We start from the raw sequence: 16,444 nt of genomic DNA on the forward strand, positions 1-16,444 counted from the left end.
CAGGCGCGTCCTCACAGCGCCAGCAGCCACGCTTCCAGTGCGCGTGTGTCCCGCATGTCGCCGTCATAGCGACGATCCGGAACATGCGGTTCATTGGAACCGCGCACCCGGCCCCGGAAAACCTTCATCGGTACGGAGATCCTGGCCAGGCCGCTCGGCAGCCGCTCCGGCCTGACATCCATGTAGAGGCTGTCGGCCGAAGTCTCGACGCCGACCTGCATCGCGCCCAGCCGCTTCCACAGATCCAGTGCATCGAGGCAGGCCGAGCCACAGGAGGCATCGGCCACGATCACCACCCTGCCCGTGTGTCCGGATCCGGCCTGCTCTACCTGCGATACCGCGGCGGCCGGATCATTGGCCGGTTCCCGCCAAAATGGCTGGCCTTGCTCTCTTGCCTGCGCCATCCCTTCGGTCACGGACTGCAGCATGTGTAGCAACGCCGGTGATGCGTCAGGTGCCTGCTTCAGTTTCTCCAGAAAGCCACGCAGCTGTGCGATGTTGGGCTCGGACGCCCGCCACTCCACCCAGCTGTCGTCACGCACTGCGTCCACGGCCTCGCGCCCCCAGATCAACCGCGCCAGCTCGATGCTCCAGTGCGACGCACCACCGCTGTTACCGCGCACATCGAGCACAACCCATGGCGCCTGCCGCAACGCATCAGCCACCGGGGTGAGTTGCTGCAGCATCCGGGTCAGCTCCTTGAAATTGGCCGCAGTGGGATCGGCATTGAAGCTGCTTGTGGTGATCCAGTAGCCGCCATTGGGCATCGTGTGCCAGCCATTGGCCGGTCGGAAGCTGCGCCGGGTGTCGGCCAGCCGCTCCTTGCGCTGTGCGGCCTGCAGCGGCTGCCACTGCAGTGCATAGGATTTCTCGCGTCCGTCCACCAGGAAAACGCAGGTGCGCAGTGCCGGCACGTAAGGATTGCCCTGCTCCAGCAATACCTCACCGCCGCCGTGGATGCGGCTCGCCTGCAGGTTCCAGCGCCCGCTGAAGTCCCCGATCCTGCGCGCAGCCAGCGTCTGTGCATCGATGCCATCACAGGACAGCAATCGTGCTCCAAGTGGCGGATGGCCTGGGCCACCGTCCACGGTCACGACCACCTGCGTGTCGCCATCGAAGCCGGTCAGGAAGCCGGGCCACCGCGTTGGCAGCTCGGGAGCCCCGGCAAGCGCATTGAGGCTGACATGACCATCGTTGAAAGAGGCTGCATAGCCCTTCATGGCCCACCAGTAGCCCGCGAAACTCTTCGCCTTTCCAACGCGGGAGCGTGCCAGTGCCAGGGCAGCGTCCAGCTGGGCGCCGAATCCGGGGTTCTGCCGATCAACGGCCCCGGGATGGCTGCCGCGCATCGCCGCATCGGCAGCCTCCAGATCCTTCTGCAGCGTACTCGGCCAGTCGATCGGCGCGTCCTGCGTGGCAGGTGCAGCCAGCACTGCACCCAGCAACAGCCATGCAATGGCCATGGATTCATCCCTCTACCGGACCGACCTGCAGTCTCGCAGCTTTCCGCGCTGGCGTACCGTGCCCGCCGCAACGGGCACGGCGCCACATCAATGCAGCGGCACCTTCAATACCGACGGCGCGTTCGCCGGTGAACTGAAGCTCACCGTGCCACCCAACTGGCTGATGCCCGCATAGCGCAGATCCACGGTATCAACCACCAGGGTCAGGCGGCTGCCGGCTGGAAGGTTCCAGCTGCTCGCTTCCAGCCGCAGGTCGAGCGTCTTCGGCTGGCCCGGCGTGGCACCGCGCAGCGTGTACGGCTTGTGGCTGATCAGCTGGCCGTTGCCCAGCACATCCTCGGCGTACAGGTAGGCATACAGCGTGGTATTGGCGCGGCTGGGCGTGACCGTCAGGCGCACTTCCGGCGTACCGTCCAGCCGTTTGGCGCTCCACTGGATCGGCCCCTGCCAGACGCCGGCAGCACTGCGGCCAACAAACGGCACGTAGGCACCCGGCGGCAGATTGATCATCTGCAGCGCGCCGGAGGCCATCGCCACGCCGGAACTGGCTGCGGTCAGCAGCCCGCTGCCGATGCGATAGTTCCAGCCAGTATTGCTGCCATTCTCGACCAGGCCACCGGTCGGCAGCAGCAGGCCAGAGGGTGCGGTCAGGCCGTAGCTGACCGCACCCTTGCTGGTCGCCTGCCAGTCCGGGTAACTGCTCCAGCTGCCCTTCTGTGACTTCAGCTGCACCGCCGGCTGGCGGTCGATGCCGTTGGCCGCCGCCTTCAGATAGTGATCGAACCAGTCGCCCACCTGGTCATAGACTTCATTGGGGATGCCCAGTGCACCGAACGCTTCGTTGAGCGCGTGGTCGCCGTGGCGCAGCTGCAGCTGCTTCGGGCCCTTCAGCCGGTTGAAGAAGTCAACCAGCTGGCCCGGCGGGAACAGGCTGTCGTTGAAGGCGTTGGCCAGGAACACCGCCGGCTGGTTGGCGTTGATCTCGTCGATGCTGGCCGCAGGACTGCGTTGCGCCGCCACCGGTAGCAGCGAATCCACCGCGCCCTGGTAGTTGCCGACCAGCACATTGCGGTTGATCGTGGCCAGCTCCGAGCCGGCACGTCCGGTCACCAGCCCGGCCGCCACCAGCAGGGCGATGCCCTGCGCGCTCGGGGTATCGTTGCTGTACAGCGAGGCCTGCAGATCGGCCCAGCCACTGAGCGCTGCCACGGCCTTGATGCGCGGATCGCGTGCCGCCGCCAGCAGGCTGGTGCCCGCACCGTAGGAGATGCCCGAAACGCCGATCCGGGCCGGGTCGGCGCGGGTGTTGTCCAGCGCCCAATCGATCAGGGCGCTGACATCTTCGACCGTGGCTGGGCCGGCGATGTCGATGCTGCCGCCGGATTCCCAGAAGCCACGCGAGCTGTAGCTGATCACCACATAGCCGCGCCGAGCCAGCGACTGCGCCACCCCCACGTACTCCACGCTGGGCACCGCCCAGCTGCTGGGCATCACCAGCAGCGGATAGCGCCCGCTGCCCGCGTCCTGCGGTTCGATGACGAAGGCCCCGAGAGGCGTTCCATCCCAGCCGGGAATGGTGCGGTGGGTGGTCTTGACCGTGGCGGCCCAGGCGGTCGGCGCCAGGCCGGTCAGCAGGATCAACAGCAGCAATACCTTGCGCATCGTCGTCTCTCCCCGTCGGTGGTGGTGCAACGGGTTGGACCGTACCAGTGCGAATGGTGGGTGGCACCTTGCGACGCAGCATGACGTTTGCTGCGTTGCCGGCCCGTGGGATCGATGCTATTAGAGCTCGGTCTCAAGGATGAATGGACGTCATGGGGTCACGCTTCCTGCTGCTTGCTGTACTGGCGCTATGTGCGCAACCAACCGTGATGGCCAACGAACGGGAGCTCTCCGACGCGGCGGCCCGGGAGGTCTTCCTGCACGCAGAACAACTCTGCAACGGAGACCAGGGCCGACTGTGGGGGCACTCCCTGTGCGGGCCGATGATGCTGGTTGATCCAGGGAGCCGTCAGGTCATCGCCTCGCACGCAGACGTACAGGGGGCGCTGAAGGCAAGCGGTAACCTGTTCGCAGGCCAGCTTCCGGCCGATGCGATCGTCGCCAATACCGCCGTGGACTGGTCCGGCACACGCTGGACGCAGCTGCTGTGGCCATTGCCGCAGGACGCGTCCCGGCGCAGTACCCTGCTGGCTCACGAAATGTTCCATCGCCTGCAACCGGCGTTGCCCATCATCGCGCCGACCGAGGGCGGAAACGAACACCTCGACACGCTTGAAGGACGCTACTGGCTGCAACTGGAATGGCGCGCACTGGCGGATGCGCTTGCGGCCACCGATGCAGTGGCGCAGCACACTGCGATGATGGATGCGCTTGCATTCCGCGCCGAACGCCACCACCAGTTCCCTGCGGCCGCGCAGGACGAAGCCGCGCTGGAATTGAACGAGGGCCTGGCTGAATACACCGGCGTGGTCGTCGGCAACCCGTCACCCGCGACACGCGTCCAGGCGGCGCTGCATGACCTCCGGGCGCACGTTGCTGATCGCAGCTTCGTCCGCTCTTTCGCCTACGCCACCGGCCCGGCCTATGGCCTGCTGCTGGACCAGGCGGCCCCCGGTTGGCGCAGCGATCTCGCCCACCACGCCCGGGATCTCGGCACGCGCCTGGCCGAAGCGACCGGTGCACCTCCACAGACGGACGTTACCGCACTGCGGGCAGCTGCCACGCGCTACGACGGGCCAGCACTGCGCGAAGCTGAAACGCTGCGCGAACAGCAGCGCCTGGCGCAGCTGGAACACAATCGTGCGCGCTTCGTGACAGGCCCGGTCGTGCGCCTGGACCTGCGCAGCATGCGCATCCAGTTCAACCCCAACACGATGCAGCCGTTGCCTGGCCGTGGCACGGTATATCCAACGATGCGGCTGACCGACGTCTGGGGCAGCCTGGAAGTCACCGACGGTGCGTTGATGCAGAGCGACTGGAAGGCGGTGTTCGTGCAGGCGCCCGCAAATACTGAGCCGCCGCTGCAGGGGCCGGGATGGTCGCTGGACCTGAAGCCGGAGTGGTCGCTGGTGCCGGGAACACGCAATGGCGACTACGTGTTGAAGGCGAACCCCTGACGACCGCTGCAGGCGTCGCGATGCCCTAGCACGCCTGGGTTTCAGTCACGCCCTGCTCCATCTGACACATCTCCAGTGCTTGCGCGCTGTCACAGCTTGGTCTTTTCGTCGTTGACCGAAAGACGACAGCTTGTGACGCTTACGACACCGCACGGCCCCCACGGCCCTGTCATCGCGGTCACGTCCTACCGCAATCCGTAGCACCCGTCCCCGCAACGCCCTCCCATGACTTCGCCCCGGCCTGGTCGTGGCGGACGGCTGCGCCCTGAACTTCTGCTGGAGAACCGCAATGCGCCTTGCAAGCTTCTTCTTCGCGTTCGTCCTCAGTGCCTTCGCCGGCGCTGCCCAGGCCCAGGTCGTCACCCTCAACAAGGGCGGCTTCGTGCTCACCTACGACTGCAGCATCCACAGCGCCACCCGCTACGAATACACCCTGACCGCAGACACCGGCTCGGCCGCGCGCCCGTCCAGCTTCTACAAGGATCCGGACCTGCCGGGAGGCTGCCTCGGCCAGACCAGCACCGCTTCCTACGCCAGCATCAAGTCTGGCTATGACCGCGGCCATCTGGTGACGTCCAACCACATGGACTACAACGCGACCTACATCCGCCGCGCCAACTACATGACCAACATCGTTCCGCAGGTGTCCAGCTTCAACCAGGGCATCTGGGTGAAGGCCGAGAACGTGGCCGAGTGCTACCGCGACATCGCGCCGGTGGATGTCTATGGTGGCGTGGTCTACGGCGACGCCTCCAACGACTACTTCCTTTCCAGCCACGGCATCCCGACGCCGGAGTTCTTCTGGAAGACCATCATCACCCGTGACCCGAACACCGGCACCGCCAAGGCGATCAGCTGGATCATTCCCAACGAAGCCAATCTGGGCAGCCTCGACAACTATCTGGTGACCATCGCCGATCTGGAGGAGCTGCTGGGTGCGAGCTACGTGGCGATCAACGCACCCGCCTCGTTGAAGAACATGCTGCCGGCCAGCACCTGGCCGCAGCCGGCGGGTTGTGACCTGGGCTGACCGGCCGGCCGGGAATGGGTGGCACCCGGTCCGGGTGCCACACAGGGATGGCTGTGGGAAAATGGCGGGCAATTGCACCACTGCATTGCCCCCTGGAGCTGTAGATGTCCCGTTTCCCGTTTGATGCCGTGCTGTTCGACTGCGACGGCGTACTCGTCGATTCCGAGCCGCTGGTCGCCCGCGTTCTCTCGGAAATGCTGACCGCACGCGGCTGGGCGCTGACCCCGGCGCAGGCGGGTGAAGTCTTCCTCGGCCAGTCCGTGGCCCATCTGGCCGGTCTGATTGCAGAGCGCACCAGCAAGCCGTTCACCGAGGAATGGCTTGAAGAATTCCGCCAGCAGCGCAACCGGGCACTGGAACGTGACCTTGAAGCGATCCAGGGGGCGCCCGAGGCCGTGCGTGCGATCGCTGCGGCCACCGGCGGGCGGATCGCCTGCGCTTCCGGTGCCGACCTGTTCAAGGTGAAGCTGCAGCTGGGCAAGGTCGGCATCCTCGATGCCTTCGGCGACCACGTCTTCAGCGGCCAGGACATGCCGCGCACCAAGCCGCACCCGGACGTGTATCTGGCTGCTGCCGCAGCACTGGGCGTGGACCCGACGCGCTGTGCAGTGATCGAGGACACCGTCACCGGCGCCGCTGCGGGCGTTGCCGCAGGCGCCACCGTGTTCGGCTTCAGTGAGGGTGGCCCGCACCACAGTACGCCGGAAGCCCTGCGTGCTGCGGGTGCAAAGGTGATTTTCCAGCGCATGGACCAGCTGCCGGGCCTGCTTGCCGCCTACGCGGTTGACGCCGTCGCCTGACCCTGCTCAGCCCGCAGTGCCCAGTGCGGCGCTGCGGCGCTTTCCGGCGTAGTGCAGCGCGAACAGGTACAGGCCGGTGAACAGTTGCAGGAACAGCGGCGGCAGCGGCGAATAGGTGATCCACGCCGCGGGCTCGCCCTGCCCCAGCCCGCGCACCACGAAGTTGGCGATCACCGCCAGGGTGAAGACGATCGAGGTCCAACGATGCACGGGCCGTGCCCAGCCACTGCGGCTCATTGCCGGCGCCTCGCCTCGGAGCGCGCTTCGATCATCTTCCAGCCGTTGCCTGATGGATCACGGAATCCGGCGTCGACAGCGCCATAGCGCTCGATCGGCTCCTGGGTGAATTCCACGCCCTGTGCCAGCCATTGCGCGTAGCGCGCCTGGCAGTCATCCACGGCCAGCACCAGCGGCGGCATTGCGCCCTTGGCGACCAACTGCTGCAGCGAAAGCGCGGTAGCGGCGTCGTGGGTGGGCGGGCCTGGCACGAACAGGCCCAGCTGGAAACCATCCTGGCCCGGACTGCGTACCGTCAGCCATCGGTAGCTGCCATTGCGTACGTCGGTATGCACTTCGAAGCCGAGCTTGCCGACGTAGAACGCCAGCGCCTCATCCTGGTCGCGCACATACAGGCCGACCGTGTTCACAGTGTTCGTCATGGGACCTCCCTCAGGTGGGGTCCACGTTAGCAACCGCCTCGCGGCGGCGCTTCTCCAAAACTGCGATCTTCAGGTCCGGGCGCTGTGCGGCGCGTGCATGGCATTCCGGCACGCTGGCCGACGCCGCCGGGGTTGCACGCTCACGCTCACGCACATTGCCCGGGCTGTCACCGGTGATGTCACGGAAGATGCGGCCGAAGGTACCCAGGCTGCTCCACCCGGTCTGCGCGGCGATTTCGGTGACAGGCAACTCGGTGTCACGCAACATCGCCACGGCCCGTTCGATGCGCCGGCTGAGGAGATAGCGGTGCGGTGGCAGCCCGAAGGCCTGCTTGAACGAGCGGGCGAAGTGCGCCGGCGACACTGCACTGACCTCGGCCAGGCGCGCGACCGGCCATTCCTCATGGCTGGCGCGGTCCATCCGGTCCTTGGCACGCAGCAGGCGCCGCAGCAGTTCGGGGCTCTGGTTCATGGCACCACCGCCTGGGCCAGGTAGTGGCGTGCCGCGTGCCGCGCCTCAGCGGCCTGCTCGACCAGCCAGTCACGCAATGCAATGACCTTGGCACTGCCATTTCGCGCCGTGGGTGCCACGAACCAGAAACTGCGACCGTCGCTGGCGACACCCGGATGCGCCTGCACCAGCCGCCCGCTGTCCAGCTCGGCCTGGAAAAGGATCGGCGAACCAATGGCGATGCCTTGCCCGGCGATCGCGGCGCCGACATCCAGATGCTCGACGGCAAAGGGCGCGACGAAACTCTCCGGTGCCGGCGGTGGAATGTGCCCGTGCGCGGCAAACCACAGGGCCCACCAGTCCGGCCGCCCGAGCAGGGGAATCTCCAGCGCGCTGCTGCCCAGCCCACGCGCCTCGTGCAACAGCGCCGGCGCACACAACGGTGTGAACACGCTGGGAAACAAGGGAGTTGCCTGAAGACCCGGCCATTCGCCCTGGCCATTGCGGATGGCGGCATCGAAGTGACCGGCGGCCAGATCCTGCGGCGCTGCCGACAGGTCCAGTTCCAGCACGAACTGCCGGTGGCGGGCGCGGAACATGCCCAGCCGCGGCGTCAGCCAACTGGTGCCCAGCGTCGGCAGCACGGACAGGCGCAGTCGCGCCGCATCCCTGTCAGCGGCGCGCATGAAGCTGGCGCGCAGTGCATCGAATGCCCGGGTCGCCTCCTGGGCGACGCTGGCACCCGCCACCGTCAGTTCCACGTGCTGTGCGTGGCGCAGGAACAGGCAGATCCCGGTCTGGGCCTCCAGCCGCCGCACGTGGTAGCTCACCGATGCCGCACTGGTGTCGAGCTCTTCGGCGGCACGCGCGAAGCTGCCCAGCCGCGCCGCCGCCTCGAAGGCACGGATGGCGGCAAGCGATGGCAGCTGGCGTTGGGTGACCATAAGTGTGACTTAGCCTGAGCCCCGATATCTGCGTGGTCAATCCCCCTGGTACGCGCAACGATGGAGGCACCTTCGACAGGGGATCACGCACATGGATCGACGGCAGTTCCTGGCCAGCCTGGCCGCCGCGGCGGCATCTACGGCGCTGCCTCCCGGGTGGGCCCTGCCCAGCCACAGCGAAGACTGGCAATGGTTGCAGGGCAACTGGCAGGTCCGGCACCGACGCCTGAAGGAGCGCCTGGTCGGCGATACCCGCTGGGAGTCCTTCACCGGTTCCAGCGCGGTCTGGCTCACCCTGGGCGGACTCGGCACCATCGATGACAACGTCATGGCGCTGCCTTCGGGCGCCTACAGGGGCCTGGGCGTGCGCGCATTCGATCCGGTGTCTTCCACGTGGTCGATCTGGTGGATCGATGGCCGCAACCCTGCCCATATCGAAGCCCCTGTGCGCGGCGCTTTCAAGGGCGATGCCGGCAGCTTCCGCGGCACCGACCGGATCGACGGGCGCCCCATCGAGGTCTGGTTCCGTTGGCATGACATCCACGGCGAGGAGCCGTGGTGGGAACAGGCGTTCTCCGACGATGCCGGTGCGCACTGGGAAGTGAACTGGCGCAACTGGTTCCGCCGCACTGCTGCGGTCCCCTCTCCGCTTCCGAAGCTGCCGGATGCACCGGGCGATTTTGATTTCCTGGTGGGCCATTGGAACGTGCGCCATCGTCGCCTGCGCGCTCGGATGGCAGGCAGCGATGCATGGGACGCGTTCACCGGCACCCTGCACAACTGGCCGGTCCTGGGAGGATTCGGCAACGTGGGTGACAACCTGATGGACATGCCTGGAGCGCCGCTGCGCGGCATGGGCATCCGCGCCTGGAATGCGGCGGAGCGGCACTGGCTGAGCTGGTGGCTGGATGGCCGGGAGCCAACCCGGATCGGCGCGCCACTGCGCGGAGGTTTCCAGGCCGGTGTCGGCCGCTTCTTCGGCGAAGACCAGCACGACGGTCGAACAATCCAGACACGGGTGATCTGGTCACGCATCACCCCGCGTTCGGCGCGCTGGGAACAGGCGGCCTCGACCGATGGTGGACGCAGTTGGGAAACCAACTGGGTCAGCGATTTCGAGCGACAGGCATGAAGGCGCTGCTGGCCGTGATGCTGCTGGTTGCTGCGTCGTCTCCCGCGTCTCCATCCAGAGTGCTGCGGATCGTCGGACCCGCCGAGCGCTTCGCCCCGGGCGTTGCATCCACGCAATACGACGAGATTCGACTGACCTTGAGCCCGGACGGTAGAACCGCACTGTGGTTCAGCCGCAACCGGCCCGGCGGTCCAGGCGGGTATGACATCTGGATCTCCCGCAACGATGGTCAGCGCTGGCGGCCAGCGATGCCGGTGCCGTTCAACTCGCCGGGGCGCGACTTCGATCCCGCTTTTTCCGCCGATGGCCGCGTGGTGTATTTCTGTTCGGATCGCGCAGGCGGCCAGGGCGGCGACGATCTGTACCGGGTCAGCATGGGGAGCGACGGTCGATTCGGGGAGCCGGTCAATCTTGGCCCGGCAGTGAACAGCGCGGCCGATGAATTCGCGCCGATGCTCTCGCCCGACGCAGCCACGCTGCTGTTCTCCAGCGATCGCGCAGGCGGTGCGGGTGGCCATGACCTCTACGTCGCAGCGATGGTCCGTGGCATTGCGCAGCCGGCACGGCCGCTGCCGGGAGACCTCAATACCGCAGCGCAGGAGTTCGATGCCACCTTCCTGGGCGACGGCCGGACGCTGGTGTTTGCCCGCGCTCTGGACTTCGGCAGTGCACCGGTACGCCAGTTCATCGCCTACGAGCGTGGAGGCCGTTATGACGCGGGCCTTGCATTGCCCTCCCCCTTGAACGAGGCCTCCGGCGACAGCTACGGCGCGATGCTGGATGGCTCGCAACCCGACACCTTGACCTATTCGGCGCGGCGCGCGGACGGTGCAGGGTTGGACCTGTATCGAATCCGCTTTCGGATGATGCGCCCTTGAAGGCAGATGTTGTCGATTTTCGGCGCCCCGGTTCGTCGAGAGGATGAAACCCCAGGAGAAAACGCAGATGGCCTCACACCAGTCCCTTGCCTGCGCCTGCGGCCAGGTGCGCCTGACCGCCACGGGCCAACCCATTGCCACCGTCGAATGCTGCTGCGACAGCTGTCGCAAGGCCGGCGCCATGCTGCAGTCGATGCCCCGAGCACCGGACGTCCTGGGCCCGCACGGCCAGACGCTCTTCGTAATGCACCGCAAGGATCGCGTCAGCATCGATGCCGGACATGCCATGCTGCGCGCGTTGCGGTTGTCCAGCACGGGCGGCAGCCGCCGCGTCGTGGCGGGATGCTGCAACACACCACTCTTCCTGGAGTTCAGCGGCGGCCATTGGCTGAGCCTGTATGGCCTGTTGTGGCCGGCGTCGGCAAGACCCGCCGTGGAGATGCGGACGATGGTCAGTGATCTTCCTGACCCGTCTGTCCTTCCGGACGATGTGCCGAACCTGAAGACCCACTCGCTGCGGTTCTACGCCCGCCTGATGAAGGCGTGGATCGCCATGGGCTTCCGCAGCCCGCGCATCGAAGTCGCGGGAGATACCCATGTCTGAGCCCGAGCGGATCGAGATCGAGAGCATCACCACGCCCGGGCACATCCAGCGCGTGGATCGCGCCAAGTATCTCGCCATGCGCCATGCCTTGCTGCGGGCCCTGCCTGCGCAACCGCCCGGCCTGACCGTTGCGCAGGCAAAACAGGCACTGCTGCCACATCTGCCCGCCACCCTGTTCCCGGCAGGTGCCACCGCCGGCTGGTGGTTGAAGGCCGTGCAGCTGGACCTGGAAGCCAAGGGCGTGATCGAGCGCGTCGCGGGCAAGCCGTTGCGCCTGTTCAAGCACCTCGCGGCCGGCTGATCAGCGCTGCGCAGGCAGCTCCAGCCGGTGCTTGCGGCACAGGCGATACACCGTCACCCGCGATATCTGCATCTGCCGCGCACACTCGGAGACGTTGTAGCCGGTCTGGCGCAGGGTCTGCAGCAGCACATCGCGCTCGGCCTGCCCCCGTGCATCGTGCAGCATCGCCGCCGGCAGGACCGCCGCCGATGCGCCCAGCTCCAGGTCACGCTCACTGATCAGCTCGCCTTCGGCCATGATCGCTGCACGCTGCACACGGTTCAGCAGTTCGCGTACGTTGCCGGGCCAGTCGAAGCGCCGCATGGCCTGTACTGCGGCCGGTGCAAAGCCGCGTGCACGCACGCCGTGGCGCAACCGGAAGCAGCGCAGGAAGTGCTCGGCCAGCAGCTGCACGTCGGCACCGCGCTCGCGCAGCGGCGGCATCAGCAGGCGCAGCACATTCAGGCGGTAGTAGAGATCGCTGCGGAACCGCCCCTGCGCCACCGCGTGTTCCAGTTCGACGTGGGTCGCGGCAAGCACACGCACGTCTGCGCGCAGCGGCTGGCTGCTGCCCACGCGCTCGAAGGTTCCTTCCTGCAACACACGCAGAAGACTGGTCTGTGCCTCTGCCGGCAGATCGCCCACCTCATCAAGAAACACCGTTCCGCCGTGGGCCGATTCGAACACGCCGATCTGCCGCTTGTCGGCACCGGTGAACGAGCCACGTTCGTGGCCGAACAGCTCCGACTGCACCAGGTTGGCCGGAATCGCACCGCAGTTCACTGCAATGAAAGGCTTGCCGGCACGCCCCGACAGCGCATGCAGCGCGTGTGCGGCCAGTTCCTTGCCTGTACCGGTTTCACCTGTGACCAGCACCGGCAGCTCCACCGGCGCAAACTTGTGCAGCACCGTGCGCACCGCATGCAACGCGGCGCTTTCGCCAATCAGCGCGTGCGGTCCGTGCCCACCGCAGGTTGCGTCGACAGGCGGATCATCCGCGTCGAACTGCTGGCGCATTGCGCAGACCAGGTCCTGCAGGCCGAACGGCAGCGTGAAGCGCGCGCAGCATCGCTGCAGCAACGGCAGCCAAGCCGGCGATGTGGGTCCGGCACCCGGTGGCAGTACCGCCAACCAGGGCAGATGCTGGTGCTGCTCGATCCACGGCGCCAGCAGCTGCAGCGCGACCGCATCGAGATGGCGCAGATCGAGCACGGCGAGCAAACGATCGCGCCCACGCAGGCCAATCGCCATGGCGGGATCGGGATGGATGCTGCGCACATACCAGCCCGCTGCCGCCAGCGCACTGCGCTCGTTCGCCAACGGCTCGCCAAACCAGAGCACGCAACGCGACGTAGAAGCCTCCGGGACCGCTGCCATGCTTCCCCCAGCATCCGGACACCGTCGGCGGACTGTCAGGCAATCACCGGCGTGCCGCCCCCCGCCGGGACCTCTACGGCCACCGGGATGGCCTTTGTTGGGCGGATCCTAGCGCTTCCCTAAACGGCGGCGCAATGAGCAGTGCGTCAAGAAATTCGAGGCTGAAGCTGCACCGTTGCAGACGGCGACGCCACCTGTAACACCGATGCGACAGTCGCCCGCCGCCCTTGCCCTGCGGTGCCTGGGGCTTCGAAATCCCAACAATTCCGCGACGTGCCTGTAACAGCATGGCAGCAGCCCGGTCAGGTGCTGCACGATCACGGCGTTGGCGGGTGGACACTTCGAAGTTGGCACGGTTGATGCGTGGTTCCGCCGCACCCATCGCGGGAGATCGGCATGGACGGCACCACCCTGATTCGCGGCCTGGCCGCAGCACTGGCAACAGCCCTGCTGTCGGTTGGCGCCGACGCGTCCGCATCGGGCGCCCGCCAGGGCGTGAAGGCACAACCGGGCGAAATCGTCCTGTTGCGGGACGTCTCCGCGCGGCCGGCCTATCGCATGGCACCACCGGGCATGGCGCTGATAGCCGACCCGAAGCCACAGCGCGAGATCGCCGCCGCATTGGGGGTCGGCGGCACGACGACCGGCATGGACGAGTTGAGCGATGAGGACTATGCCGGCATGGGCGCCGGCCAGGCCGCGTCCATCGCGGCGCCGGGCGGAACCACCGTTGAACGGGTCACCCAGCAGGCCTTGGGCGGCACGCTGGGCCGCAGTGGCGACGGCATGGTCGGCAGCAGCCTGGGGGGCGCCATGAGTGGGCCGCTCGGTGCGGTCGGCGGCAGCACCCGCGGTATCGCCGATACCGTGCGCGGCGCACTGGCCCAGTTCCCGCTGCAGGGCACGGCCCCGGCAGGTGGAAAATGAAGCCCCTGCACGGCGTGCTTCTGCTGCTCGCTGCCGCGCCCTCGGCGACCCGGGCCGATGACTACAGCGGCATGCTCGCCTATCTCGACGTGGCCCGGATCGACGGCCGCGCGCTGACCGGGGCGAATGGCGCCATCGCCGTGAACCAGGCCGCCGGCGACCTCAACGTGCAGGCCAACCTGCGGGGTATCGCCAAGGGCGATCGCGCCGACGTGGCGATCAATGCGCGGCAACTGCAGCAGGGCAACCGCGTGCTGTCCGGGCCGCTGCAGGCCACTGCATACATTGGCGGTGATGCACTGGCCGGTGCCAGTGGCATCGCATCCATCAACCAGGCCAGCGGCATCGCCAACACGACGCTCAACGTCGTCAGCGCGACGCTGGCCCGACAGGGCATACGCGAAACCGACGATACGGCCTTGGCCGCCGAGGGTTCCGCGTTGGCAGGGGGGCGGGACGACACCGGTCGCGGCGTCGCGACGGGCACCCGCAGCGCCGGTGTAGCCAGCACCGCGCTGCGGGGATTCGACGGGGTCCTGCAACTCAATCAGATCGCGGGCAACGGCAACGATACGGCCAACGTACTGGGCCTGGTCGTGCAGGACCGCCCGTGACAACCACCCAACCGATGCACCACCTGATGAGAGAGAGGGCACCATGAAAGCGACCGTCAAACAGACCATGCTCGCCATGGCGATTGCCACTGCCTCGACCGCCGCTGCGGCCAATGGCTGGGACAACCAGAACGCCAACGCGAACATCAACCACAACCACACCGTCAGCGAAACCCGCAACGATACGCACAACCACACCGACAACGACGTGCGCAACCGCACCGTCAACGTCAATGTGCAGAAGCACAGCAACATCCAGGCCGACGAACGCAAGGAGAAGAACAACCACGGCGTCGACGTGAACCTGGAGAAGGACCTGCGGCTGAGCACCGACATCAATTTCTCCGGCGATCCGAACATCACCGGCGACATCGACCTCGACTCGGCGGCCATTGCCGTGATCGACAACCGCCAGTCGATCAGCAACAACGCCACCAGCAACAGCCTGGTCACCAACAGTGCGTCCATCGGTGACAGCGTGGGTGCCGGCGCATCGGGCAATCTCGGCTTCAATGTGGTCTCCGGCGACAACAATGCCCAGGACAATGCCGCGTCGTTGTCCGCTGCCGATGCGTCCTTCAGCTTCGGCATGGCTGACGCCGAGGTGTTCGTCAACCAGGCCGGCTTCGGCAACGCCACCATGAACTCCGGCGTCACCAACGCCGCAGGTCTTGGCGGCAACGCTTTCGGCGGCGCGTCCGGCAACATCGGCGTGAACATCGCCTCGGGCAACAACAACGAGCAGAAGAACGCGCTCGCGGCCTCGGTCGCGACCACCGCGGTGGCCCAGTCGAGCATCAGCTCCAACCAGGTCTCCACTGGCAACACGGTCAGCAACGCCGGCTTCGTGCAGTCCTACACCGATACCGTGCAGGTCGGCATGCATGGCGGCGTCAGCGGCCTGACCCTGGCCTATGGCGCGGGCACCTACCGCGGTACCGGCAACGCCTACCAGATGGCCAACTACTACCTGGATACGTGGAGTGGCGAGCTGCCACACCCTGGTGGCAACAGCACCGGCCACATCGACCTGGACAACCAGATCCAGAACGCCACGATGAACCCCAACCGGCCGGGGGTGGGCGGCCTGGGCTTCGATACGCGTGAGAGTGGCACCAGCCAGTTCGTCGAACTGGGCGTGGCCGACCTGTATGCCAGCCTCAGCGGCACGGTCAGCACCACGCGCTGGGTGAACGTCAACGCCACCAACACCTCGGCATTGTCCGGCAGCGCCTTCTCCGGCGCCTCCGGCAACATCGGCGTGAACGTGGCTGCAGGCACCGGCAACCTGCAGGCCAACAGCCTGGCCCTGGCAGTCGCCCAGCCCAGCACCGGCGGCGGTGGTGGCAGCGGCGAGTAAGCGCAACACCCCGGCCGTCCGCCAATGGCCGGGTTCCCGGGAGCCCCTGTCCCTCCTCCCCCTTGGGGCAGGGGCTCCCCCCTGCTGCCGGAGACCGTGATGATCCGTTGCCGTCTTTCGATGTGCCTGCTGGCCTGCCTGTTGCTGCTGGCCACTGTTCCTGCGTGGGCGGGCGACGTGCGCTTCAGTGGCGTACTGCCCAATGGAGCGCTGCTGCAGCAGAAGGTGGAGAGCATGCAGGAGCGGCGCTACCGCAACGTGGTACGCCAGCACACCGACTACAGCTGCGGGGCTGCGGCGCTGGCGACCATCCTTCGCCACGCCTACCACCTGCAGACCGACGAGGCGACGGTGATTGAAGGGATGATGGGGGTTTCCGATCCAGCGCTGGTGGCCGAACGCGGCTTCTCCCTGCTCGACATCAAGCGCTACGTGGAATCGCTGGGCATGCGTGGCCGGGGCTACCGCATCGATGAAACACGACTGCGCACCCTTCGCGTGCCGGGACTGGCGCTGATGGACGTGCGCGGTTTCCGCCATTTCGTGGTGCTCAAGCAGGTGCGCAACGGCATCGTGGAAGTGGCTGACCCGATCCTCGGCAACCGCAGCCTGGCGCTGCCAGAGTTCCTGGCCGCCTGGCCATCGCGCGCGGTCTTCGTGGTGATCGGCAGCGACTTCGATCGCAACACCGCTCTTCTGCAACCCAGCGAACGGCCCAGTGCCCGCGCGCTCTTCGCGCGGCAAGGGCCGATCACCGATGCCGAACTGGTCGACTTCGGCTTCAGCCACGCCGACCTGTTCTGAGG

18 protein-coding genes are annotated in these 16,444 nt (G+C 66.9%); 11 read left to right on the forward strand and 7 right to left on the reverse strand.

Annotated features, from left to right (window positions below):
• Positions 1–11: 11 nt before the first annotated feature.
• Both AC5P9F_RS11990 and AC5P9F_RS11995 read right to left on the reverse strand, forming a co-directional pair.
• Positions 12–1,463 carry a S41 family peptidase gene (locus tag AC5P9F_RS11990; protein WP_180881194.1) on the reverse strand — a complete coding sequence of 484 codons (1,452 nt, stop codon included), beginning with the start codon at positions 1,461–1,463 and terminating at the stop codon, positions 12–14.
• Between the two features lie 87 nt (positions 1,464–1,550).
• Positions 1,551–3,125, reverse strand: coding sequence for a S15 peptidase family protein (locus AC5P9F_RS11995; RefSeq protein ID WP_180881193.1), 1,575 nt, complete (start codon positions 3,123–3,125; stop codon positions 1,551–1,553).
• A 143-nt stretch (positions 3,126–3,268) separates the two neighbouring features.
• Between AC5P9F_RS11995 and AC5P9F_RS12000 the strand changes: the two genes are divergently transcribed.
• From AC5P9F_RS12000 to AC5P9F_RS12010, 3 genes are all read left to right on the forward strand, one after another.
• Positions 3,269–4,582 (forward strand): adenine nucleotide alpha hydrolase family protein, encoded by a 1,314-nt coding sequence (locus AC5P9F_RS12000; protein WP_308678759.1) that lies wholly within the window; start codon positions 3,269–3,271, stop codon positions 4,580–4,582.
• Positions 4,583–4,871: 289 nt separating this feature from the next.
• A complete protein-coding gene (locus tag AC5P9F_RS12005) occupies positions 4,872–5,612 on the forward strand; it encodes a DNA/RNA non-specific endonuclease (protein WP_099523575.1) in 741 nt (246 codons plus the stop codon).
• 104 nt (positions 5,613–5,716) lie between these two features.
• Positions 5,717–6,412, forward strand: coding sequence for an HAD family hydrolase (locus tag AC5P9F_RS12010; protein ID WP_154329449.1), 696 nt, complete (start codon positions 5,717–5,719; stop codon positions 6,410–6,412).
• 6 nt (positions 6,413–6,418) lie between these two features.
• Here the strand turns inward: AC5P9F_RS12010 and AC5P9F_RS12015 are convergent, their stop codons facing one another.
• Genes AC5P9F_RS12015 through AC5P9F_RS12030 form a run of 4 tightly spaced genes read right to left on the reverse strand, consistent with a single transcriptional unit; the run spans position 6,419 to position 8,466 of the window.
• On the reverse strand, positions 6,419–6,649 hold the full coding sequence (locus AC5P9F_RS12015; protein WP_180881191.1) for a hypothetical protein: 231 nt from the start codon (positions 6,647–6,649) through the stop codon (positions 6,419–6,421).
• Positions 6,646–7,071 (reverse strand): VOC family protein, encoded by a 426-nt coding sequence (locus AC5P9F_RS12020; protein WP_032966828.1) that lies wholly within the window; start codon positions 7,069–7,071, stop codon positions 6,646–6,648. The genes AC5P9F_RS12015 and AC5P9F_RS12020 overlap by 4 nt, the downstream gene beginning before the upstream one ends.
• 10 nt (positions 7,072–7,081) lie before the next feature.
• Positions 7,082–7,543 carry a helix-turn-helix domain-containing protein gene (locus AC5P9F_RS12025; RefSeq protein WP_043033399.1) on the reverse strand — a complete coding sequence of 154 codons (462 nt, stop codon included), beginning with the start codon at positions 7,541–7,543 and terminating at the stop codon, positions 7,082–7,084.
• Entirely contained in the window at positions 7,540–8,466 is a 927-nt protein-coding gene (locus AC5P9F_RS12030; protein ID WP_111118062.1) for a LysR substrate-binding domain-containing protein, read from the reverse strand. The genes AC5P9F_RS12025 and AC5P9F_RS12030 overlap by 4 nt, the downstream gene beginning before the upstream one ends.
• Positions 8,467–8,557: 91 nt before the next feature.
• On the opposite strand from AC5P9F_RS12030, the gene AC5P9F_RS12035 reads away from it, so the two are divergent.
• The 4 genes from AC5P9F_RS12035 (at position 8,558) to AC5P9F_RS12050 (ending at position 11,381) form a co-directional block, all read left to right on the forward strand.
• Positions 8,558–9,598 carry a hypothetical protein gene (locus tag AC5P9F_RS12035; protein WP_111118063.1) on the forward strand — a complete coding sequence of 347 codons (1,041 nt, stop codon included), beginning with the start codon at positions 8,558–8,560 and terminating at the stop codon, positions 9,596–9,598.
• Positions 9,595–10,476, forward strand: coding sequence for a TolB family protein (locus AC5P9F_RS12040; protein WP_111118064.1), 882 nt, complete (start codon positions 9,595–9,597; stop codon positions 10,474–10,476). The genes AC5P9F_RS12035 and AC5P9F_RS12040 overlap by 4 nt, the downstream gene beginning before the upstream one ends.
• 67 nt (positions 10,477–10,543) lie before the next feature.
• Positions 10,544–11,080 (forward strand): GFA family protein, encoded by a 537-nt coding sequence (locus AC5P9F_RS12045; protein ID WP_111118065.1) that lies wholly within the window; start codon positions 10,544–10,546, stop codon positions 11,078–11,080.
• Entirely contained in the window at positions 11,073–11,381 is a 309-nt protein-coding gene (locus tag AC5P9F_RS12050) for a DUF6958 family protein (RefSeq protein ID WP_005413537.1), read from the forward strand. Before AC5P9F_RS12045 ends, AC5P9F_RS12050 begins: the two co-directional genes overlap by 8 nt.
• Here the strand turns inward: AC5P9F_RS12050 and AC5P9F_RS12055 are convergent, their stop codons facing one another.
• Positions 11,382–12,737, reverse strand: coding sequence for a sigma-54 dependent transcriptional regulator (locus AC5P9F_RS12055; RefSeq protein WP_060380358.1), 1,356 nt, complete (start codon positions 12,735–12,737; stop codon positions 11,382–11,384). It abuts the gene before it with no gap.
• A gap of 396 nt (positions 12,738–13,133) precedes the next feature.
• Between AC5P9F_RS12055 and AC5P9F_RS12060 the strand changes: the two genes are divergently transcribed.
• The 4 genes from AC5P9F_RS12060 (at position 13,134) to AC5P9F_RS12075 (ending at position 16,442) form a co-directional block, all read left to right on the forward strand.
• Complete coding sequence (locus AC5P9F_RS12060; protein ID WP_065183551.1) at positions 13,134–13,664, forward strand: FapA family amyloid fibril periplasmic chaperone; 531 nt, start codon at positions 13,134–13,136, stop codon at positions 13,662–13,664.
• Positions 13,661–14,278 (forward strand): FapB/FapC family functional amyloid domain-containing protein, encoded by a 618-nt coding sequence (locus AC5P9F_RS12065; RefSeq protein WP_111118066.1) that lies wholly within the window; start codon positions 13,661–13,663, stop codon positions 14,276–14,278. Before AC5P9F_RS12060 ends, AC5P9F_RS12065 begins: the two co-directional genes overlap by 4 nt.
• A gap of 43 nt (positions 14,279–14,321) precedes the next feature.
• On the forward strand, positions 14,322–15,638 hold the full coding sequence (locus AC5P9F_RS12070) for a FapB/FapC family functional amyloid domain-containing protein (protein WP_005409778.1): 1,317 nt from the start codon (positions 14,322–14,324) through the stop codon (positions 15,636–15,638).
• Positions 15,639–15,737: 99 nt separating this feature from the next.
• Complete coding sequence (locus AC5P9F_RS12075; RefSeq protein ID WP_123958612.1) at positions 15,738–16,442, forward strand: C39 family peptidase; 705 nt, start codon at positions 15,738–15,740, stop codon at positions 16,440–16,442.
• Positions 16,443–16,444 lie beyond the last annotated feature (2 nt).

The organism is Stenotrophomonas sp. YJH_SMC_4, from assembly GCF_059371575.1.